Source organism: Cetobacterium sp. 2A (assembly GCF_014250685.1).
Lineage (GTDB): Bacteria > Fusobacteriota > Fusobacteriia > Fusobacteriales > Fusobacteriaceae > Cetobacterium.
Genome location: NZ_JACFAJ010000006.1, coordinates 581,060 through 601,264, shown reverse-complemented (window position 1 = coordinate 601,264; position 20,205 = coordinate 581,060). Strand labels below are relative to the sequence as shown.

The 20,205-nt window shown below is 28.3% G+C and carries 22 protein-coding genes; 20 read left to right on the top strand and 2 right to left on the bottom strand.

Annotated features, from left to right (window positions below; translation table 11 throughout):
* Positions 1-5: 5 nt before the first annotated feature.
* Entirely contained in the window at positions 6-344 is a 339-nt protein-coding gene (locus tag H3N56_RS06825) for a hypothetical protein (RefSeq protein WP_185880481.1), read from the bottom strand.
* A 135-nt stretch (positions 345-479) separates the two neighbouring features.
* On the opposite strand from H3N56_RS06825, the gene H3N56_RS06820 reads away from it, so the two are divergent.
* From H3N56_RS06820 to H3N56_RS06805, 4 genes are all read left to right on the top strand, one after another.
* Positions 480-692 carry an HTH domain-containing protein gene (locus H3N56_RS06820; RefSeq protein WP_185880480.1) on the top strand — a complete coding sequence of 71 codons (213 nt, stop codon included), beginning with the start codon at positions 480-482 and terminating at the stop codon, positions 690-692.
* An 80-nt stretch (positions 693-772) separates the two neighbouring features.
* The gene (locus tag H3N56_RS06815; protein ID WP_185880479.1) at positions 773-988 is read left to right on the top strand and encodes a hypothetical protein; all 216 of its coding nucleotides are present in this window, start codon (positions 773-775) and stop codon (positions 986-988) included.
* A 1-nt stretch (position 989) separates the two neighbouring features.
* A complete protein-coding gene (locus H3N56_RS06810; RefSeq protein ID WP_185880478.1) occupies positions 990-1,196 on the top strand; it encodes a hypothetical protein in 207 nt (68 codons plus the stop codon).
* A complete protein-coding gene (locus H3N56_RS06805) occupies positions 1,197-1,868 on the top strand; it encodes a hypothetical protein (protein ID WP_185880477.1) in 672 nt (223 codons plus the stop codon). It abuts the gene before it with no gap.
* 71 nt (positions 1,869-1,939) lie between these two features.
* Here the strand turns inward: H3N56_RS06805 and H3N56_RS06800 are convergent, their stop codons facing one another.
* Positions 1,940-2,350, bottom strand: coding sequence for a VanZ family protein (locus H3N56_RS06800; RefSeq protein ID WP_185880476.1), 411 nt, complete (start codon positions 2,348-2,350; stop codon positions 1,940-1,942).
* A gap of 67 nt (positions 2,351-2,417) precedes the next feature.
* Between H3N56_RS06800 and H3N56_RS06795 the strand changes: the two genes are divergently transcribed.
* From H3N56_RS06795 to H3N56_RS06720, 16 genes are read left to right on the top strand one after another with little or no spacing between them, the layout of a single operon-like run.
* Positions 2,418-4,268, top strand: a complete 1,851-nt coding sequence (locus H3N56_RS06795) for a nucleoside-diphosphate sugar epimerase/dehydratase (RefSeq protein ID WP_221893445.1) — start codon at positions 2,418-2,420, stop codon at positions 4,266-4,268.
* A 22-nt stretch (positions 4,269-4,290) separates the two neighbouring features.
* Positions 4,291-5,460, top strand: a complete 1,170-nt coding sequence (locus H3N56_RS06790; RefSeq protein ID WP_185880475.1) for a LegC family aminotransferase — start codon at positions 4,291-4,293, stop codon at positions 5,458-5,460.
* Positions 5,460-6,044: a sugar transferase gene (locus tag H3N56_RS06785; RefSeq protein WP_185880474.1), complete on the top strand. Its 585-nt coding sequence runs from the start codon at positions 5,460-5,462 to the stop codon at positions 6,042-6,044. The genes H3N56_RS06790 and H3N56_RS06785 overlap by 1 nt, the downstream gene beginning before the upstream one ends.
* Position 6,045: 1 nt before the next feature.
* Positions 6,046-6,699, top strand: coding sequence for an acetyltransferase (locus H3N56_RS06780; RefSeq protein WP_185880473.1), 654 nt, complete (start codon positions 6,046-6,048; stop codon positions 6,697-6,699).
* Positions 6,696-7,622: a methionyl-tRNA formyltransferase gene (locus H3N56_RS06775; protein WP_185880472.1), complete on the top strand. Its 927-nt coding sequence runs from the start codon at positions 6,696-6,698 to the stop codon at positions 7,620-7,622. The genes H3N56_RS06780 and H3N56_RS06775 overlap by 4 nt, the downstream gene beginning before the upstream one ends.
* Entirely contained in the window at positions 7,619-8,287 is a 669-nt protein-coding gene (locus H3N56_RS06770) for a PIG-L deacetylase family protein (protein ID WP_185880471.1), read from the top strand. The genes H3N56_RS06775 and H3N56_RS06770 overlap by 4 nt, the downstream gene beginning before the upstream one ends.
* Positions 8,284-9,489: a glycosyltransferase family 4 protein gene (locus H3N56_RS06765; RefSeq protein WP_185880470.1), complete on the top strand. Its 1,206-nt coding sequence runs from the start codon at positions 8,284-8,286 to the stop codon at positions 9,487-9,489. The genes H3N56_RS06770 and H3N56_RS06765 overlap by 4 nt, the downstream gene beginning before the upstream one ends.
* A 13-nt stretch (positions 9,490-9,502) precedes the next feature.
* Positions 9,503-10,528 carry a polysaccharide biosynthesis protein gene (locus H3N56_RS06760; RefSeq protein WP_185880469.1) on the top strand — a complete coding sequence of 342 codons (1,026 nt, stop codon included), beginning with the start codon at positions 9,503-9,505 and terminating at the stop codon, positions 10,526-10,528.
* Positions 10,528-11,637: an NAD-dependent epimerase/dehydratase family protein gene (locus tag H3N56_RS06755; RefSeq protein ID WP_185880468.1), complete on the top strand. Its 1,110-nt coding sequence runs from the start codon at positions 10,528-10,530 to the stop codon at positions 11,635-11,637. Before H3N56_RS06760 ends, H3N56_RS06755 begins: the two co-directional genes overlap by 1 nt.
* Before the next feature lie 12 nt (positions 11,638-11,649).
* Positions 11,650-12,780: a non-hydrolyzing UDP-N-acetylglucosamine 2-epimerase gene (gene wecB / locus H3N56_RS06750; protein ID WP_185880467.1), complete on the top strand. Its 1,131-nt coding sequence runs from the start codon at positions 11,650-11,652 to the stop codon at positions 12,778-12,780.
* On the top strand, positions 12,780-13,889 hold the full coding sequence (locus H3N56_RS06745) for a glycosyltransferase family 4 protein (RefSeq protein ID WP_185880466.1): 1,110 nt from the start codon (positions 12,780-12,782) through the stop codon (positions 13,887-13,889). Before wecB ends, H3N56_RS06745 begins: the two co-directional genes overlap by 1 nt.
* Positions 13,882-15,198: an O-antigen polymerase gene (locus H3N56_RS06740; protein ID WP_185880465.1), complete on the top strand. Its 1,317-nt coding sequence runs from the start codon at positions 13,882-13,884 to the stop codon at positions 15,196-15,198. Before H3N56_RS06745 ends, H3N56_RS06740 begins: the two co-directional genes overlap by 8 nt.
* 1 nt (position 15,199) lies before the next feature.
* Positions 15,200-16,309, top strand: coding sequence for a glycosyltransferase (locus H3N56_RS06735; RefSeq protein WP_185880464.1), 1,110 nt, complete (start codon positions 15,200-15,202; stop codon positions 16,307-16,309).
* A 26-nt stretch (positions 16,310-16,335) separates the two neighbouring features.
* Positions 16,336-17,403 (top strand): polysaccharide pyruvyl transferase family protein, encoded by a 1,068-nt coding sequence (locus H3N56_RS06730; protein WP_185880463.1) that lies wholly within the window; start codon positions 16,336-16,338, stop codon positions 17,401-17,403.
* Positions 17,404-17,414: 11 nt separating this feature from the next.
* Entirely contained in the window at positions 17,415-18,575 is a 1,161-nt protein-coding gene (locus H3N56_RS06725) for a Coenzyme F420 hydrogenase/dehydrogenase, beta subunit C-terminal domain (RefSeq protein WP_185880462.1), read from the top strand.
* Positions 18,572-20,014, top strand: coding sequence for a lipopolysaccharide biosynthesis protein (locus H3N56_RS06720; protein WP_185880461.1), 1,443 nt, complete (start codon positions 18,572-18,574; stop codon positions 20,012-20,014). Before H3N56_RS06725 ends, H3N56_RS06720 begins: the two co-directional genes overlap by 4 nt.
* The last annotated feature ends 191 nt before the right edge of the window (positions 20,015-20,205 follow it).

Below are 20,205 nucleotides of genomic sequence, written 5' to 3'. Positions count from 1 at the left end.
TTGAATTACTCTCCTGTTACATTTTCCATATAGTTTCTATAAGCAGCCAGCTCTGCTCTTTCTCTATTGATTCTAGAAACAGAACTCATAGATGTGTTCATTTGCTTTTCAAGAGCATCTAGCCAATTTGCATAAGATAGATACGGGGAATCAGCCGGAAAAGCAACACTGCTATTCATGTCTTCTGTAACCTTGTCAAAAGATGCCTTGTCATTCTCATACTCTTTTAAATAGTTGTCCTCTCTGTTGATAGATGAAACTTTCTTAGGAATCATTTCTTCCAAATAAGTCTTTACTTCACCTACCGTTAAAACAACATCAACTGGATTTTTAATTGTACTCATAAAATTACCTCCCACAGAATATTTTTGTCTTTGGCCTCTGACTAAAAATAGTTTAACATTTCGAGAAAAATAAAGTAATAACAGCAGTCTAGACTAAATAATTTTTTTATTTTTTTTAGAAGGGGGAATTATCATATGGAAAATGGGAGAAAAAGACGTGTAGTTTTACTGGAGAAATTTAGAGAAGGGTGTTACAACGGGGAAGAATTAGAAGCTATATATTTTGATTGTACGACTAGAACTATACGAAGGGATATTAAAAAAATTAAAGAGACTATATCCGGAGAAGGTGAGTTGATTAGGAGAAGAGCTGGAAAATTAATTTTAGAGCGAAATAAGAAGTTATAAAAAATGTCCTGTATCTTTAAGAAAAAAATTAAGATATAAAGGGAATGTAGAAAATAATTTTGGGGAGAGTGAATTAAATTATGGAAAGTACTGAAAATGTAGCCAAACATCAAATGGATATGGCAAGAAAACTTTTGGGGGCAGAAGTGACTTTAGATGAACTTTCAAGATATACAACAATAAGTGAAAAATCCTTAAGAAGAGCAATTAAGAACGAAGAGATTGAAGCAGAAATTCATAACGGAAGATATTACTTGAAAACGGATGTCATATTTTATATGGCAATGGGGGTGTAGTTTGAAAAGAGATACTGAGTTAGAGAAGAGGCTTATAAAAAAATATGGAATGTATGCATCTATGAAAGATTTGAATGGATTTATGAGTGTGGATAAAATAAGAAGAGCTCTTGAGGAGGAGAGGATACATGGGATTAGGGTTGGAAAGAGATCAATCAGAATCTATGTACCAAGTCTTGTAAATCTTGTAGAGGAGGAGGATGTATAGATGTTAAGAGTCATACTTGGAATATCACAAGATTATTTAAACAGTAACGGATTAAACCTTGTAGATGCCGTTATATTCAACTACATATTTAAAGTGGATAGCTTACCAAAAACTGTTACAAAGTATTTTGATGGAGATAGATATATTTGGCTAAATTACAAAGCGATGATAGAGTGGTTACCAGTTTTAGGATTTACTTCAACGGACCCAATTAGGAAAAGATTGGAAAAATATGAAAAGCTTGGACTTGTAACAAAGAAAGTTTTAAGACAAGTTGATGAGTTTCCAGGAAGCTATATATTTGTAAAGTTATCTGAAGATTTTTATAATCTGTTTCGGGCTGAAAAAAGCGATGAAAATAATTATTATAATTATAATAATAAAATAAAAAATAATAAAAAGATTATGAACGCTTCGGTAGAAAAAGCGGTCCCAGAAAATGAGGACTTGTACAAGAGACTTGAAAAGAAGTATACCGCTACTGATATGGATAGAAAGAAACTTTTAGATATATTTTTCAATAAAATGAGTGAAAACGAGCAAAATGTAATCAAGGATAAGGCCTATGAATTGGCAAAGTTAAACTATCCAGAGGCACAGCTAACAGCATTGAAAGTTATTGGGAATTCTAGATTTAGATACGATATAATTCAGGAAATAATACTGAATTGAATCATTGATAATTTATATGAACATAACGACATTTTTTGAACTATTTTAGATCATAATAAAACATAAGTATGTTATAATGTATCAGAACAAAGGAGAAATTTGTACAATCTTCTTGCAATAATTGCCATATTTATACCAAAAAATGAACCTAGGGTATCAATGAGAACATCTGAGAATCTGGGACCTCTTCCAGGAGAGAAAGACTGATGGAGTTCATCACTACAGGCAAAAATAAAGATGAAGAGCATCGTTAGAAAAAATTGTTTTTTAGTTTTAACTTCAAAAGCTAAGCAAAAACAAAAACCTAAAGATAAATAGATAACAAAGTGTGCAAGTTTTCTAATATCTATGAACGGAAGATTGAAATTAAAAAAATCAGCTATAAAATTTGATTGTTTTAAAGATATTGTTACAGGCTGACTGGAGAAATAGAAGATTAGAGCAATTATTGCAAGAGTTAATAATTTAAATAGATTTTTCATATCTTCACATCCTTGAAAAGTTTTTAAGGATATTATAGCAAAAAAATTTGGTCGTGGGGGGATTTTTTTGAAATCATCAGTTGTTGGAGATATTTTTTCCAACCGAAGAAATTTGGTTAAAATCATACTTGATATACTTGGAATTAAGGTTGGATTTACCTTGGCTATTGTATTACGGCATGAAAGACTTTGGTTAAACCAAATGGATTATAAATATTACTTGGTTTATACAGTAATATATTTAACTCTTTATGTTCTTTATAAAGAGGCATCCAAGTCTTGGAGTTATACAAATTCATTGGATGTTTTAAAACTTATATGGATAAATCTTGGAGCTTTTATAGGAGAAATTGTGTATTTCTCGATGACAGGTCAAAGTTTTTCAAGAAGTATAGTTTTTGGTGGGTTTATGTTTGTACTGTCGTCACAACTTTTTTCTAGATATATTTTCAGATTGAATAGATCATACAAATCTGTACTTAGAAAAAATGTTGTTAAAAGACCAATTTTAATTTACGGTGGAGGAGAGGGTGGAGCTACTCTAATTCGTGAGAGCATAACAAATTTAAATTTTCCATATACAATAGTTGGAATAATTGATGATGATAAAAAAAAGAGAAACACATATATAAATGGAATCAAAGTTTTAGGAAACATAGAAAAATTACCTTTGATACTTAGTCAGCTTGAGATTGAAGTTATAATCATAGCGATACCTAGTATAGAGAAAAAGAAAATAAAAGCTGTGGTCGATGAAGTAAAAAAATATGAAAATATAGATATAAAAATTCTACCTAGTTTAGATGATATGTTATATGAAAATGGACTATCTAGCCAGATAAGAGACGTTAGTATAGAAGATCTTTTAGGAAGAGAACAAGTTCTAGTAAATGGAGATAGCATTAGAGAATTGATAGAGGGAAAAACAGTATTTGTAACTGGTGGAGCAGGAAGTATAGGAAGTGAGCTGGCTAGGCAAATAGCGAGATACAATCCTAAAAAACTAGTGACAATAGATGTAAATGAAAATGCTATATATTTCTTAGAGTTAGAGCTTAAAAGAGCATATCCTGATATTAATTTAGTGAGTGAAATATGTAATATCAGAGAAAGAGATAAAGTAGATTTATTATTTTCAAAATATAGACCTAGTATAGTATTCCATGCAGCGGCACATAAGCATGTACCACTGATGGAGCATAATCCAGAAGAAGCTATAAAGAATAATATATTTGGAACTCAGAACCTTACACTGGCAGCAGATAAGTATGATACAGAAAGATTTGTACTTATCTCTACAGATAAGGCTGTAAATCCAACTAACATAATGGGAGCAACAAAGAGAGGTTGTGAACTTGTTGTTGAGCATATGAATAAAATAAGTAAAACAAAATTCATGGCTGTAAGATTTGGAAATGTACTTGGAAGTAATGGATCTGTGATTCCAATATTTAAAAAGCTTATAGAAGAGGGGAAAAATCTAACTCTTACTCATCCGGATATAACTAGATATTTCATGACTATACCAGAAGCAGCTCAACTAGTTATGGAGGCTGGAACACTTGGGAATGGTGGTGAGGTATTTATACTAGATATGGGAGAACCTATAAAGATAATAGATTTAGCTCGTTCTATGATAAAGCTTTCGAATGCAGATGTAGATGTAGAAATAGTTGGACTTCGTCCAGGAGAAAAACTATACGAAGAGCTTCTATATGACGTAAATAGTGCTAAAAAAACTTCTAATAAAAAAATATTTATCACTCAGATAGATGAGGGAGATATGGATATTCATATCCATATAGCTCAATTAAAAGAAGCAGTTAAGATACCAAATAGAGATGAATTAAAGGCTCTTATGAAACAATTTATAGTTTCATATAGAGAACCAGATCATCATAAAAAACAAGCGGTCTAGGAATAGATACTTAGGGGGGAATATGAAAACAATAGGATTATCACTACCAAATCTTGCTGTAGAGCCAGTACTAGAAAATTTAAGGGAATGCCTTGAGAGTGGATGGGTTTCTACTGGGGGAAGATTCATATCTGAGTTTGAAAGTAAAATGAAGAATTATGTGAAATGTGTTGATGCAGTGGGATTACAAAGTGGAACTGCTGGTCTTCATACGTCTTTAAGGGTGTTTGGAGTAGATAAGAATCAAGAAGTGCTAGCACCTACACTTACATTTATTGCTGCAGTTAATCCAATAACATATCTTGGAGCTGAGCCTGTATTCATAGGATGTGACCATAGTCTTTGTATGGATCCAAATCTTATTGAAAAATTCTGTTCTGAAAATTGTGAGATGATTGATGGAACTCTTTATAATAAAAAAACTGGTAAAGCAATAAAAGTATTAGTAGTAGTTCATGTATTTGGAAATATGGCAGATATGGAAAGAATTATGGAGATAGCTGAGAAGTATAATCTTATAGTTTTAGAGGATGCAACAGAAGCTCTAGGAACATATTATACAGAAGGAAAATATGCTGGAAAGTATGCGGGAACAATAGGACATGCTGGCGTTTACTCATTCAATGCAAATAAGATAATAACAACTGGAGGAGGAGGAATGGTTGTTTCTAATGACCAAGAATTCCTTGATAAAATAAGATTTTTAAGTGTTCAAGCAAAAACTGATCCTCTTTACTTCATCCATGATGAAATAGGATATAACTATAGAATGCTAAATCTTCAAGCAGCTTTAGGAACAGACCAACTAGATAGACTGGAGAGCTTTATTGAAACAAAGATAAAGAATTTTAAAAAATATGAGGAAGCTATAGAAGGGATAGATGGATTAACACTAGTACCTTTTAATGAAAATAACCGTGCAAATCATTGGTTCTATTCAGTGGTCGTAGATAAAGAAAAATATGGATTAAACAAGGATGAACTATTACTTGAGTTAGTAAATTCTAATATCCAAACAAGACCTATCTGGGGATTGATACACCAACAAAAATCTTATCTAAATCATGAGTCTTCTGGAACAGAAGTAGCTGAATGGTACTATGATAGAGTTTTAAATATACCATGTTCATCTAATCTTACAGATGAAGAAGCAGATTATGTAATAGCTAAGCTTAAGGAGTTTAAAAGATAATGTATAGAAATTTTTTTAAGAGATTTATAGATATTATTGCTAGTGGATTGGGACTTATATTCTTGAGCCCTGTACTGCTTATAACTGGATATCTTATAAGAAAAAACCTAGGAAGTCCTGTGATATTTAAACAAGAAAGACCAGGAAAAGATGGGAAGATTTTTACTATGTATAAGTTTAGATCTATGAGAGATGGAGATGCTAGTGATGCAGATAGACTTACTCCTTTCGGGAAAAAATTGAGAGCTACTAGCTTAGATGAACTTCCAGAACTGTGGAATGTTTTAAAAGGAGATATGAGCCTTGTAGGGCCAAGACCTCTTCTTGTAGAGTATTTGGATAGATATACACCTGAACAAGCAAGGAGACACGAAGTAAGGCCAGGAGTTACGGGTTGGGCACAAATAAATGGAAGGAATGCCATTTCGTGGGAAGAAAAGTTCAAATTGGACATTGAATATATAAATAGCTACAACTTTGTCATGGATATAAAAATATTATTTTTAACTATAACGAAGGTTTTTGTTAAGGAAGGTATAGTGCAAGAAGGAAATGTAACAGCAGAAAAATTTATGGGGAAATAGAATGGAAAAGAAAATAATATTGATATACGGTGCGGGAGGAATTGCAAGAGATATTGTTGATTTCTTTGAACCTAGTGATAATTATGAAATACAAGGTTTTATAGATGATAATAAAAAAGAAAATAAAATTAATGGATTAGAAGTCTACACGTTGCAAGAAGCAAAGGTGAAATATAAACAGGGGTTTTACACCGTAATTGCAATAGGAGATCCACAAATAAAACAGAAAATTTTGAATAAAATAAAAGATATAAATGAAATAAAATTAACCAATATTATTTCCAATAAGGCTTTTATATTTCCAAGTTGCACTTTAGGGCTAGGAAACATAATATATCCCTTTTCTATTGTTGCTAGCAATACGAAAATTGTAGATAATGTATTAATTTGTGGGAATTGTTCAATAGGTCATGATGCCTTTATAGGAAATTTTTCAACAATTTCTTTTAATTCAACTATAGGTGGAAATACAAAGATTGGAAAAGCTGTATTTATAGGAAGTGGGTCACATATAAGAGATGAAATTGAGATTAAAGACAGATGTACTATAGGTATGGGATCTAAAGTGTTGAAATCTGTAGAAAAAGATAAAATTTACTATAATAAACTAGTTGATTATTTAACGCACAATAAACTGGAGGGTATTTTTAAATGAAAATAGTTTTTATAGGCACAGTTGAATCAAGCTATGTATCTCTAGAGGAAATGATAAAGAACCAAATAAAAATAGAAGCGGTTTTTACAGTAAAGAATAATAATTTTAATAGTGATTATAAAAATTTGATTCCACTTTGCAAAAAAAATGGAATTAGAAGTTATGAGATAAATAATATTAATGATAGAGAAAATATAGAGGAACTAAAAAAAATTAATCCAGATATGATATTTGTTATAGGTTTTTCTCAATTAATAAAAGAAGAAATTTTAAGAATTCCTAAATATGGAAGTATAGGATTTCATCCAACACTTCTTCCAAAAAATAGAGGGAGAGCTGTAATTCCTTGGACTATTTTACAAGAAGAAAAAGTAACTGGAATAACTCTTTTTAGAATAGATGATGGGACAGATACAGGAGATATAATCTATCAAGAAAAAATTATTTTAGATAAAAAAGAGACATCAACAACATTATATGAGAAGGTATTAGTAGCATTAAGAAGTGCCATAAAAGAAAAAATTCATGATATTGTAAAAATGAAAATTAATCCAACTAAACAAAATGAAGAAGAGGCTACTTATTGTGCGTTGAGACAAAAAGAGGATGGCTTAATTAATTGGAATGATACAGCCAATAATATAGATAGACTTATAAGAGCGTCAACAAAACCATATCCAGGAGCTTTTACATATCATAAAGGTTCTGAACTCATAATTTGGGAATCTGAATTGATTGAAAAAGATAATTGGTCAGCAATTCCGGGACAACGTGTAGAAATAGTAAAAGGAAAAGGAGTTAAAGTAAAAACCGGAAGTGGATTAATTTTGATAAAAAAAATTAATTACCAAGGAGAGGATTATGATGCCTGGGAAATTTTTAAAATTTCTGGGAAGAAATTTGGGAGTGTGAAAAATATATGAGAATATTAGTAATAGCAGCCCATCCAGATGATGAGATACTTGGTTGCGGAGGAACTATAAATAGTTATTCTAGACAGGGGCATGAAGTATATGTTTATATTGTCACTGATGGTTCTTCAGCTCAATATCCCAATGATATTAAGAAGCTCAACTCTAAGAGGAGGGAAGCTGTAGAAGCAAATAAAAAGCTAGGAGTAAAAAAGGTAATCTTTGGAAATTTACCAGATATGAAGTTAGATACAGTATCTCATATAAATTTGAATGGAGAGATTTTTAAAGTTGTTAATGAAATTAGACCAGATATAGTTTTCACACAACATTATGGAGATGTAAATAAGGACCATAAGTTAGTATTTGAAGCTACTTTAGTAGCTTGTAGACCAACAGAAAATGGAGTAAAAAAAATATATTCTTATGAAACATTATCATCCACAGAATGGGGAAATACAAACTCTAGTGATTTTTTCATTCCAAATACTTACGTGAGATTAACGGGAGAAGATATACTCAATAAAAAAGAGGCTATGAATTTTTATCAAACAGAACTTAGAGATTACCCACATCCAAGATCTTTAGAAGCAATTGAAAATTTAGCTAAATATAGAGGAAATCAAGTAATAGCATCATATGCTGAATCTTTTATTTTGATAAGGGAGATAAAATGAATATATTATTTCTATTATTAGATTATTCTAAAAATAAAAATCATATGGGATTATATAAAGAACTAGTTTATGAGTTTAGAGATCAAGGTCATGAAGTTTATGTGGCAACAGCGACTGAAAAGAAATGGGGATTAGAAACAACCTTAAATAAAGAAGATGGAATTAACGTACTGAGGCTAAAGACTGGGAATATGTTTGAAGTTGGGTTTATAGAGAAAGGAATAACTAATTTAACATTGGGAAGTATTTTTAAAAAAGAAATTTCAAGGGAATTTTCTAATGTGAAATTTGATTTGGTAATTCATCATACACCTCCTATAACGTTTACTCCTGTAATAGATTATTTAAAGAAAAAATATAAAACAAAATCATATTTAATTTTAAGGGATATCTTTCCGCAGAATGCAAAAGATTTAGGGATTATAAAAAATCCTATTCTTTTTGAATTTTTTAGACAAAAAGAGAGAAAGTTATACGGGAAATCGGATTATATTGGATGTATGTCTGAAGGGAATATAAATTTTTTAAGAAAACATAATCCTGAAGTATCCGAAGATAAAGTTCATATTTTAAGAAATTGGGGAAAAATTAAAAATAAACCCATAATAGATAAAAAAATTATTAGAGAAAAATATGGATTTAAAGAATTGGATTTTATTACAATTTTTGGCGGAAATATGGGAAAACCTCAAGGTCTCGAGTTTCTTATGAAATTAGCTAAAGAATATAAATATAAAGAAAATATAAAATTTCTTATGGTAGGGAAGGGTAATGAGAAAAAAAGATTGGAAGAGATTGTAGAAAAGCAAAAGCTATCTAATGTTATTTTTTTAAATTTTATACCTCGCGAAGATTACGAAAAACTTACTGCTGCTTGTGATTTGGGAATAGTAAGTTTACACTCATGTTTTACGATACCAAATATTCCATCAAAAACAATAGATTATTGTAAATTAGGTTTACCAATATTAGCTTGTACAGATAGGAATACAGATTATCCAGAAATATTGGAAAATGAAGCAAAATGTGGGTTGTCCTCCATATATGGAGATTTAAAAACATATAAGATAAATTTTGAAGAACTTTTAAATAATAAGGAATTAAGAGAATCTTTAGGAGAAAATGGAAGAGAATACTATGAAGAAAAGTTAGGTGTAGATATAGCTTATGAAACTATAATGAATGAAATAAAGAAATATTAGGGGATGAATTTAGATGTTTAAAAACAAAATATTACTTATAACTGGTGGGACAGGTTCATTTGGAAATACAGTTTTAAAGGGATTCTTAAGTACAGATATAAAAGAGATTAGAATTTTTTCAAGAGATGAGAAAAAACAAGACGATATGAGAAAATTATATAATAATCCTAAGCTGAAATTTTATATAGGAGACGTAAGAGATTGTAATTCAATAGCTGATGCTATGAGAGGAGTAGATTATGTATTCCATGCAGCTGCTTTAAAGCAAGTTCCATCTTGCGAATTTTATCCAATGCAGGCAGTTCAAACAAATATCATAGGAACGGATAATGTTCTTAATGCTGCAATAGCTGCTAAAGTAAAAAAAGTAATTTGTTTAAGTACAGATAAAGCTGCATATCCAATAAATGCTATGGGAATGTCAAAGGCAGTAATGGAAAAAGTAGCAATAGCTAAAGGAAGAAACCTAGGAGAAGATGACACAGTTATTTGTGTTACAAGATACGGAAATGTTATGGCATCAAGAGGATCAGTTATTCCGCTTTTCTTTGATCAGATAAGAGTTGGAAATCCGATAACTGTGACAGATCCAAATATGACAAGATTCATGATGAGTTTAGATCAAGCAGTAGATTTAGTTTTATTTGCTTTTGAACATGGAAGAAATGGAGATCTATTTATTCAGAAATCACCAGCTGCTACAGTAGAACTTCTTGCAAATACAATGAAAAATATGATAGGGAAACCAGATCATATAGTTAAGGTAATTGGAACACGTCATGGAGAAAAACTTTATGAGGTTCTTATGACTAAAGAAGAAAAAGTTAGAGCTGAAGATATGGGGGATTATTACAGAATACCAGCGGATGGAAGAGATTTAAATTACTCTAAATTCTTTGAAGATGGAGAAGAGGTTGTAACTGAGGCCGATGAATATCATTCTCATAATACTTATAGATTAAATGAGGATGAACTAAGAGGGATGCTTATAAACCTATCAGAAATTCAAGATGAATTAAAAGAGTTTGGTGTTAAATAATGAAAATATTAGTTACTGGTTCTGAGGGATTTATAGGTAAAAATTTACAAGAGAGACTTTTAAGAATAGAGGGTATAGAAATCTTAAAATTTGATTCTAATAATACTCTTGAAGAGTTAGAAGAAAGCGTTAAGGTAGCAGATTTTATATTTCATTTAGCAGGAATAAATAGACCAGAAAATCCAGAAGATTTCTATAAGGGAAATAGTGATTTAGTTGGAAATCTTATTAATTTTCTAGAGAAGAATGGAAAGAATACACCAGTATTAATAACTTCATCAATTCATGTAGATAAGGAAAATGATTATGGAAAAAGTAAATTAGCTGGGGAGAATTTATTAAAAGATTACTCAGAAAGAAATAATGCTCCTGTGTTTATATATAGGCTTCAAAATGTATTTGGAAAATGGTGTAGACCAAATTATAACTCTGTAGTTGCAACATGGTGTTACAACACAGCCAATGATATTGAGATATCAATAAATGGAAGAGATACTTCTATAGAATTTGTATATATAGATGATGTTATAGATTCTATAGGTTCTCATTTGAATGAAGAGAAAAAAGAAAAAAAATTATATTATATGGTTGAAAAAACTTATAGTAGAACTCTTGGAGAAGTTGCAGATTTGTTGGAGTTATTTAAAGAAAATAGAAAAAGCTTAAGTATTCCAGAAGTTGGAACAGGATTTGAAAGAAGTCTTTACGCAACATATTTGTCTTATCTTCCAAAAGATAAATTTTCTTATGAACTTACTGAACATACAGATGCAAGAGGAAGTTTTGTAGAAATATTAAGAACGGTTGATAGTGGACAATTTTCTATTTCTACATCAAGACCAGGAGTAACAAGAGGGAACCATTATCATAATACTAAAAATGAAAAGTTTTTAGTTATAAAAGGTGAAGCAACATTAAGATTCCGTCATATATTTAGTGATGAAATTATAGAGTATCCAGTATCTGATAAAAAATTAGAAGTTGTAGATATACCTACAGGTTATACTCACAATATAACTAATACGGGAGACGAAGATATGGTTCTCGTACTTTGGGCTAATGAGCAGTTTGATAAAGAAAATCCAGACACATACTATTTAGAAGTTTAGGGGAGCATATAGATGAAAAAACTAAAAGTAATGACAGTTGTAGGGACAAGACCTGAAATTATAAGATTAGCAGCAGTAATAGATAAATTAGAAAAATCGGAAGCAGTTGACCATGTTATAGTTCATACAGGTCAAAACTATGATTATGAATTAAACGAAATATTTTTTAAAGATTTCAATATTAGAAAACCTGATTATTTCTTAGATACAGCTACAGGAAAGCCAAGTGAAACAATAGGAAACATTCTAATAAAAATGGATTCATTATTGGATGAGGTAAAACCAGAGGCATTTTTAGTATTAGGAGATACAAATTCTTGTTTGGCTGCAATTGTTGCTAAGAAAAAGAAAATACCAATATTTCATATGGAAGCTGGAAACAGATGTTTTGACCAAAGGGTTCCTGAAGAAACAAATAGAAAGATAGTAGATCATACAGCAGATATAAATATGACATATAGTGATATAGCTAGAGAATATCTTTTAAGAGAAGGATTACCGGCTGACAGAATAATAAAAACAGGAAGTCCAATATTTGAAGTTATAAATATGAAAATAAAAGATATAGAAGCTTCAGATATTTTAAATAGATTAGGTTTAGAAAAAGGTAAATTCTTTGTAGTTTCTGCACATAGAGAAGAGAATATAGGTTCTGATAGAAACTTTTTAAACTTAGTTGAGAGCTTAAATGCAGTAGCAGAAAAATACGAGTTACCAATAATAGTTTCAACTCACCCAAGAACTAGAAAGAAAATAGAAGAATTAGGAGTTGAATTTAATCCGCTTATTAATCTTATGAAACCATTAGGATTTAATGATTATGTGAAGTTACAAAAGGAAGCTAAAGCTGTTCTAAGTGATTCGGGAACTATTAGTGAAGAATCATCTTGTTTAGGATTCCCAGCACTTAATATTAGAGAGGCACATGAAAGACCCGAAGCTATGGAAGAGGCATCAGTTATGATGGTAGGATTACAAAAAGATAGAATAATGCAAGGATTAGCGATTTTAGAAACTCAAGATAAAACGACACTTAGAAAAGTAGCAGACTACTCTATGCCCAATGTATCAGATAAAGTTTTAAGAATAATACTTTCTTATACTGATTATGTTAATAGAGTTGTATGGAGAAAGGAAATATAATGAAAAAGATACTAATGATAGGGCCTTTTCCAGGAAGTTTAAATGGACAAACAATAGCCAATCAAACTATTTATGAAGGATTAGCTAAAAAATATAGGATAGATAGAATAAATACTCTTAAAGAAGAAGGTTTTGAAGATAAATCTCAACAAGGAAAGTTTAAGATTGGAAAATTTACTAGAATAATTTCACAAATGAGAAAAGAAATACTGATGATATTTAATGGTAACTACGATGTTATATATATGACTTCAGGACAGAGTTATTTAGGATTTATGAGATTTTCTCCGTATATGCTTGCCTCAACGATAAAGAAAGTTCCTTACTATAACCATATACATGGTGGATTTTTTAGAAAAATGTATAATTCACAGTCTAAATTAAAACAAAAAATTATAAACTTTTTTTTAAATAAATCAACTGGAATGATAGTTCTCGGGGATTCTTTAAGAAGTATGTTTCAAGGAATAATACCTGAGAATAAAATATTTGTCTGTGAAAATGGAGTACAAGATGAATTTATTGCTACTGAGGATGAAATAAATGAAAAAATTAAAAAATATTCCAGAGATGATAAAAAAAGAGTTCTTTATTTGAGTAACCTAATGGAAGAGAAGGGGATATTAGATCTTTTAAAAGTTAGTGAAAAGTTCAGTGATGAAGAAATAGAATTTAATTTGGCTGGAGCTATTGAACCTAGTTTAGAAAAAATAGTGAAAGAGTATCTTGAAAAATATCCTAATAAAATAAAATATCATGGGATAGCAAGAGGAAAACAAAAAAAAAAATTATTATTTGAAAATTATATCTTTATACTTCCTACTTATTATTCTAATGAGGGGCAACCTATATCAATATTAGAAGCTTATACAAATGGATGTTCAGTAATCACCGATGAGTCTATTGGTGGTATAAGAGATATATTTTGTGATAATAAAAATGGATTGAGTTGCCAGAATAGGAGTATAAAGAGTATTTATGATGTAATAAAAAATATTAATGAAAAAGAATATATGAAAATGAATTATGATTATGGAAAAGAAAAGTTTTCAAATGATAACTTTACGGGAAGAATAGTGAAAATAATTTTAGGTGATTTAAATGAATAATTTATTAATTTCTTTATATTTTATATTTTTTATGATTGTAACAATTTATCTAAAAAAAATGGATAATGAAAAAAAAACATTTTTTTATCCACCAATTAATTTAATTTTAAAATACTTTTTTTTTATGTATATATATATTTTTTTCCTAGTAATAAAAGGAGAAAATTCACTAAATAGTCTAATAGTAAGACATAGAACTTATATAGATTTTGAAATGTCCATATTTTATTATGTAAAATTTACTATTCTTTATTTTGTATTTTATTTTATTGGATTTTACACGACAAAATCATCTAATAAAATAATTTTGGAAAAAAAATTTTTTAATAATGGAATGATTATATTATTAATAGGATTTATTTCGTTTTTATTATATTTTTATAAAAATAATGGAATTTTATATCTTTTAAAAAATCAGCATTTAAGAGCTCATTTTGCAAAAGGAAATGGAATTTATTATAAGTTATTTATTTTGTATGATATAGGAGTTTGTAAATTATATTATACATATTTAAATAAAAGAATATTAAAAAATAAATTATTATTTATATGCTCATTATTGATTGGATTACTATTTTGGACAATTTTAGGAGGTAGAGCAGGAGCTTTTAATCTAGTTATAATGATTTTTATGATATCAATATATAAAAATAAGAAATTTAAAATTATAACAACAAAAAATATATCTATCTTATTGACAGGAATTTTATACATAGTTTTTTTACCAATATTACGAGATCAAAAAATAATAGATAGAAATTTTGAATTTAGTATTATAGTTGATAAATTTTATTCGAAATTAAGTAATATTGTAATTGAAACAAGTTATGAACATATTAATATTTTTGTTTTTAATTATTTCAAACAAAATACTTTTTGGTACGGTGCTAGTTATAAAGATATATTTTTATCTTTTATACCCAGAAAATTATATGATTTGAAACCGCCCGTTGATGATGGTGTTTATGTTTGGAATATGGTAATTGGAAAAGAGAATATAGTTCCATCGATTCCTTTTGAAAGACTTAGTTTTAATTCTTGGCCTTTTTCAAATTTGAGTATAGGATTTGCTAATTTTGGGATTGTGGGTATAATCTTTGTTGGAATAAGTTCTGGATTTATAGCAAAAAAGATTTATACTTTATTTAAAAACTCTAAATATAATTTTTCTTCTTTTTTGATATTTTTTTCTTTTGTAAATTTAGGTTTTTCTAATATGAGATTATTTAATACCATTTTTGATATATTTTTAATTGGAACTATTCTCGTTTGTTTTGAAAAAATAAAGATTTTAAAAAAAAGGAGATAAGATGTGTAGAAAAAAAATTTTATTTATTAGTTCAAGATTAGAAGCCACTAATAAAAATGGAGCTTATATAGTATCCAATAGAAATTATAAAATGCTCCAAAATGTAAGCGAAATAAAAGTATTTAATGTGGAAATGAAATCGAAAATCCAGAGAATTTTAAATATAATATTTTTGAAAAGATGTGAAGGGATAAGCTTAGTTGACGAAAATAAAATAGAAAAAATAATAAAAGATGAAAAAATAAATATAGTATTTTTAGATACCAGTTCATATGGATATTTATGTGAAAAATTAAAAAAAAAATCAGGAATAAAAATAGTTGTTTTTTGTCATGATATAAATTATTTTTTATATAAATCTATACTTAATGGGGTTAAGAATAATATTTTAGAAAAATTTAAGTTAAAAAAAATCTTGAAGAATTCAGAGATAAATGAAAAAAAATCTTTTGAAAAAGCAGATGTAATTATAACTTTAAATAAAAGAGATTCAAAGTTGTTGAATCAAAAATACAAGATAGAATCTACAATTGAAATTCCTGTATCTTTTCCTAATAAAAATTTAGATGGCAAATTAGATTTATTTAAAAGTAATATTAAAAATTTATTATTTGTAGGTGTTGCAGACTTTTTTCCAAATATGGAAGGATTAAATTTTTTCATAAGAGAGGTTTTACCACATATAGATGCTAATTTATATATAGTTGGTAAAAACATGGAAAAATATAGAGAAATATTTGAAAATATTTCTAAAAAAGTTAAGGTAATAGGAACTGTAGAAAAATTAGAAGATTATTATTGTAGTGCAGATGCTATAATAGCTCCCATTTTTTCTGGTGGCGGAATGAAAGTTAAAACAGCTGAGGCATTAATGTATGGAAAAACTGTATTTGGTACAACTGAGGCTTTTGAGGGATATGAATTGGATTATGACAAAGCTGGAGGATTATGTAATACTGCAGAAGAGTTTATAGAAAAGATTAACAATTATATAGAAAAAGATAATATAAAACAAAAGTTGAATCAATATAGTCGTGATATTTTTTTAGAAAAATATAGTTATAATTCTTCTGAAGAAAAATTTAAAGAAATTATAGAGAATATTGGATGAGAAATAATAAAATGGGAGATAATTATATGAAAAAAAAAGTAGGGATTTTAACTTATCAGTGGTCATCAAATCAAAATTTTGGAGCGATTATTCAGTGTTATGCAGTCCAAAAAATGATTGAGAAGGAAGGTTACGATTCTGAATTAGTAAATTATACACCAGTACAAGTAGGATTGAAAAATAAAATTTTTCTTTTTATTTTTGGTAAAGGGTTCGTAGAATTTTCAGAAAAGTTTTTAACCAAAACCAAAGAATATAAAACATTTGAAGAATTGAAAGAACTAAATGAAAAAATTTCAACATTTATAGTAGGTAGTGATCAAGTATGGCGTCCGATATGGTGGCCGAGTTTGGTTTCTCGTTTTTTCTTTGATTTTGTAGATGATAAAAATAAAAAAATAGCTTATGCGGCTAGTTTTGGTGTTGATAGATGGGAAGGAGACTCAGAGTTAACAGAAAAAATAAAAAAATTAGTACAGAGATTTAATTTTATTTCAACTAGAGAACAAAGTGGGATAAAAGTATGTAAAGAAAATTTTGATGTAGATGCCGTATGTGTGTTAGACCCAACGATGATGTTGGACAAAAATGATTATCAAATAATTTTGGATGATTACAAAGATAAAAAACATAAAGAAGAAAAATATATAGCACACATGCTTTTAGATAATACTCCTAAATTAACAAAAATAAGTAATGAAATAGCTCATTATTTAAAAGCTAAAGTAAATCATATAAAAGGAAAAGAAGTAATTGTTTTTGGAAAAAAGAAAATAAAATATAATAAAGTTTCGCAATGGCTTACATACATCAAAGATAGTGAATTGATAGTAACAGATTCGTTTCACTGTACTGTATTTTCAATTATTTTTAATAAAAAATTTGTTGTTGTTTCTAATTCTGGAAGAGGTATCTCAAGATTAGAGAACTTATTATCTATAATGGGTTTAGAGGATAGATTTTTTACTGATATAGATCAAGTAATAAAATCAGGAATTTTAGACGAAGATATTGATTATAAGGAAGTTGAAAAAAAATTAGAAGTTCATAAAAATTTCTCTAGAGAATTTCTAAAAAAAGCATTAGAGTCATAAAAGGAGAAAAAATGAAATCAGCTATAGAAACTATATCGTATAATAGATGTACTGGTTGTTATGGATGTTTAAATATTTGTCCTGTTGATGGAGCAATTGAATTTAAAAAAACAGAAGAGGGCTTTTATAAGCCCTTTTTAACAAGTAAATGTATTCAGTGTGGTATTTGTCAAAAAGGATGTCCAGTAATAACTAAAATTAATAATAATAACTTAAAAGATATAAAAACTTATTCGTGTTGGTCTAAAGACAAAGAAATTTTAAAAAATAGTTCATCTGGAGGTATATTTACAGAATTGGCTAAAGAATTTCTAAAGGATGAAAATATTGTATTTGGTGCTAAATGGTTTGAAGGAGAAATTATCCATTGTGCAATATCAAAAATGGAGGATTTAAAGCCACTTCAGAAATCAAAATATCTTCAAAGTAAAATGGGGAATTCGTACAAGGAAGCAAAGAAACATTTGATGACTGGGAAAAAAGTACTATTTGTAGGAACACCTTGCCAAATAGCAGCTCTAAATACAATAGTAAAACATGAAAACTTGACTACGGTAGATATTATATGTCATGGGGTACCTTCATATAAAGCTTTTAATAAATATATAAGGGAAAGTTTTAATCTAGATATAAAAAATATAGAAGTAGATTTTAGAAATAAAGATGAAGGCTGGGAAAGTTATAATCTAATATTTAAAGATAAAGATAAGATTATAACTAAAAATAATCTAAGTAAAGATCAATTTTTTGCTGGATTCTTACAAGATGTATATTTAAATAAACCTTGCTATAAATGCGAATTTAGAACTACACCAAGGCAGGCGGATATAACTTTAGGAGATTTCTGGCAAGTTCCGAAGGGAATTAAGAATTTCGATGGGACATCTGTAGTTACAGTTAATAATAAAAAAGGTGGAGATCTTTTTGAAAAAATAGAAGCTGGAATAGAAAAATTTGAGGTTGATTTTGAAACAGCTTTAAAAGGAAATCCATGTCTAAGTACTTATAGTCAAAAAGAAAAGAATAGAGTCGAATTTTATGAAAATGTAGATAATATGAAATTTGAGGAACTACAAAGAAAATATTTTCCATTCTATAATCCCTCATTTTTAAGAAAATATTTAGGATTTATTAAAAGAAAAATTTATTCTCTATATGAGAGGCTTAGATGAGTAATTATAAAAAATTAGGAAAAAATTCACTGATGGTATTTTTAGGAAATTTTGGAAGCAAAGCTATAGTATTCTTAATGCTACCTTTTTATACAAGATTTTTAACACCAGAAAACTATGGAGATTTAGATATTATAACAACGATTATAGCATTGGTAACACCTCTGGTAACTTTAGCTATGTCGGAAGCAGTTTTTAGACTCCCTAAAAATCAGTCTAAAGAAGTTCAAGGTGAATATTTTACGACTGGATTAGTTGCTAGTCTAGGTGGTTTGATTTTATTTGGATTATTTTATGTGATATTTTTTAAATTTATGGGAAACATTTTTCAAGAGCATGCTCTAATGGTATATTTAATATTAATGATTGGATTTTTATTTGGATATTTACAACAGTTTACTAGAAGTCTAGATAGAATGGATATTTACGTTTCAACTGGAATTATTTATACTTTTTTCTTTGCAGGATTAAATATAATTTTAATTAAAAAGTATGGATTTAGTGGATATTTAACTTCAATGCTTGTAACTCAGATTTTAGTAGTGTTATATCTTATTTTTAGAGTGGAATTTAGAGACTATTTTAATATAAAAAAATTTTCAAAAAAAAGACTAAAAGAGATTTTAGAATATACTATCCCATTGATACCTACAGCAACAGTTTGGTGGATAATGAATCTTTCAGATAGGCTAATATTAAAATACTACCATGGAGGGGAAGTTGTAGGATATTATGCTGTAGCAAATAAATTTCCAATTTTAATCGCTACAATATTTGGAATATTTTTTATTTCTTGGCAGATGTCAGCTATAGATGAACATGCAAAAGAAAATTTTGAAGAATTTTATAACAATTTATTTAAAATGATATCAGGAATATTAAACTTATGTAATATAGGATTGATATTAGTAATTTATCCAGTTATGAAGATCCTTGTATCAGATAATTATTTCGATTCATGGAAATTAGTTCCTATTCTCTCTCTTGGAATTATTTATAGTAATTTAGCTAGTTTTATTGGAGTAAATTATGTAGCTTTTAAAAAGACTAAAGGAGCACTTTATACAGCAGGATTTGGAGCTTTAGTAAATGTAGTATTAAATTTTATTCTTATCCCAAAATATTCTGTTTTAGGTGCTTGCATAGCTACAATGGTAGCATATATATCTTTATTTATTTTTAGAAAAATACAAATAGATAAGATGGTATATTTACACTTTGAATTTTCTAAGATGTTTTTTGATATTATTATAAACATATTGATTTATGGAACTGTTATTTTGAAAATTTCATTAGTTTATAAAATATTTTTAGTTACCTTTTTTGTAAGTTTATATATTTATACTAATAGAGAATATATAGAAAAAACTTTTGATATAATTAGGGAAAAAATGGTATTTAAAATCTTAAAAAAAAGAGGGGAAAATGGAGAGAGATAATTATTTTCAAGTATTAACTAGTATTATTAGGAGATTTTTATGGTCACTTTACTGAATCTAACTATCTGTACAATGATAATCTTTGTAGGAAAAAATTATTAAAAGATAAGAGTAAGTTTATAGGGTTTTAGTTTTGGAGAAAATAGAGGGGACAGTTTTTGTATGAAATCACTTAGTAAGAGATTATAAAA

Bases quoted from the DNA above. Each gene is read 5' to 3' on its own strand.
- H3N56_RS06785 (WP_185880474.1), top strand. From the start codon at position 5,460: ATGTATAGAAATTTTTTTAAGAGATTTATAGATATTATTGCTAGTGGA.
- H3N56_RS06780 (WP_185880473.1), top strand. From the start codon at position 6,046: ATGGAAAAGAAAATAATATTGATATACGGTGCGGGAGGAATTGCAAGA.
- H3N56_RS06800 (WP_185880476.1), bottom strand. From the start codon at position 2,350: ATGAAAAATCTATTTAAATTATTAACTCTTGCAATAATTGCTCTAATC.
- H3N56_RS06805 (WP_185880477.1), top strand. From the start codon at position 1,197: ATGTTAAGAGTCATACTTGGAATATCACAAGATTATTTAAACAGTAAC.
- H3N56_RS06720 (WP_185880461.1), top strand. From the start codon at position 18,572: ATGAGTAATTATAAAAAATTAGGAAAAAATTCACTGATGGTATTTTTA.
- H3N56_RS06755 (WP_185880468.1), top strand. From the start codon at position 10,528: ATGAAAATATTAGTTACTGGTTCTGAGGGATTTATAGGTAAAAATTTA.
- H3N56_RS06825 (WP_185880481.1), bottom strand. From the start codon at position 344: ATGAGTACAATTAAAAATCCAGTTGATGTTGTTTTAACGGTAGGTGAA.
- H3N56_RS06745 (WP_185880466.1), top strand. From the start codon at position 12,780: ATGAAAAAGATACTAATGATAGGGCCTTTTCCAGGAAGTTTAAATGGA.
- H3N56_RS06770 (WP_185880471.1), top strand. From the start codon at position 7,619: ATGAGAATATTAGTAATAGCAGCCCATCCAGATGATGAGATACTTGGT.
- H3N56_RS06730 (WP_185880463.1), top strand. From the start codon at position 16,336: ATGAAAAAAAAAGTAGGGATTTTAACTTATCAGTGGTCATCAAATCAA.
- H3N56_RS06790 (WP_185880475.1), top strand. From the start codon at position 4,291: ATGAAAACAATAGGATTATCACTACCAAATCTTGCTGTAGAGCCAGTA.
- H3N56_RS06760 (WP_185880469.1), top strand. From the start codon at position 9,503: ATGTTTAAAAACAAAATATTACTTATAACTGGTGGGACAGGTTCATTT.
- H3N56_RS06815 (WP_185880479.1), top strand. From the start codon at position 773: ATGGAAAGTACTGAAAATGTAGCCAAACATCAAATGGATATGGCAAGA.
- H3N56_RS06740 (WP_185880465.1), top strand. From the start codon at position 13,882: ATGAATAATTTATTAATTTCTTTATATTTTATATTTTTTATGATTGTA.
- H3N56_RS06735 (WP_185880464.1), top strand. From the start codon at position 15,200: ATGTGTAGAAAAAAAATTTTATTTATTAGTTCAAGATTAGAAGCCACT.
- H3N56_RS06775 (WP_185880472.1), top strand. From the start codon at position 6,696: ATGAAAATAGTTTTTATAGGCACAGTTGAATCAAGCTATGTATCTCTA.
- H3N56_RS06725 (WP_185880462.1), top strand. From the start codon at position 17,415: ATGAAATCAGCTATAGAAACTATATCGTATAATAGATGTACTGGTTGT.
- wecB (WP_185880467.1), top strand. From the start codon at position 11,650: ATGAAAAAACTAAAAGTAATGACAGTTGTAGGGACAAGACCTGAAATT.
- H3N56_RS06765 (WP_185880470.1), top strand. From the start codon at position 8,284: ATGAATATATTATTTCTATTATTAGATTATTCTAAAAATAAAAATCAT.
- H3N56_RS06820 (WP_185880480.1), top strand. From the start codon at position 480: ATGGAAAATGGGAGAAAAAGACGTGTAGTTTTACTGGAGAAATTTAGA.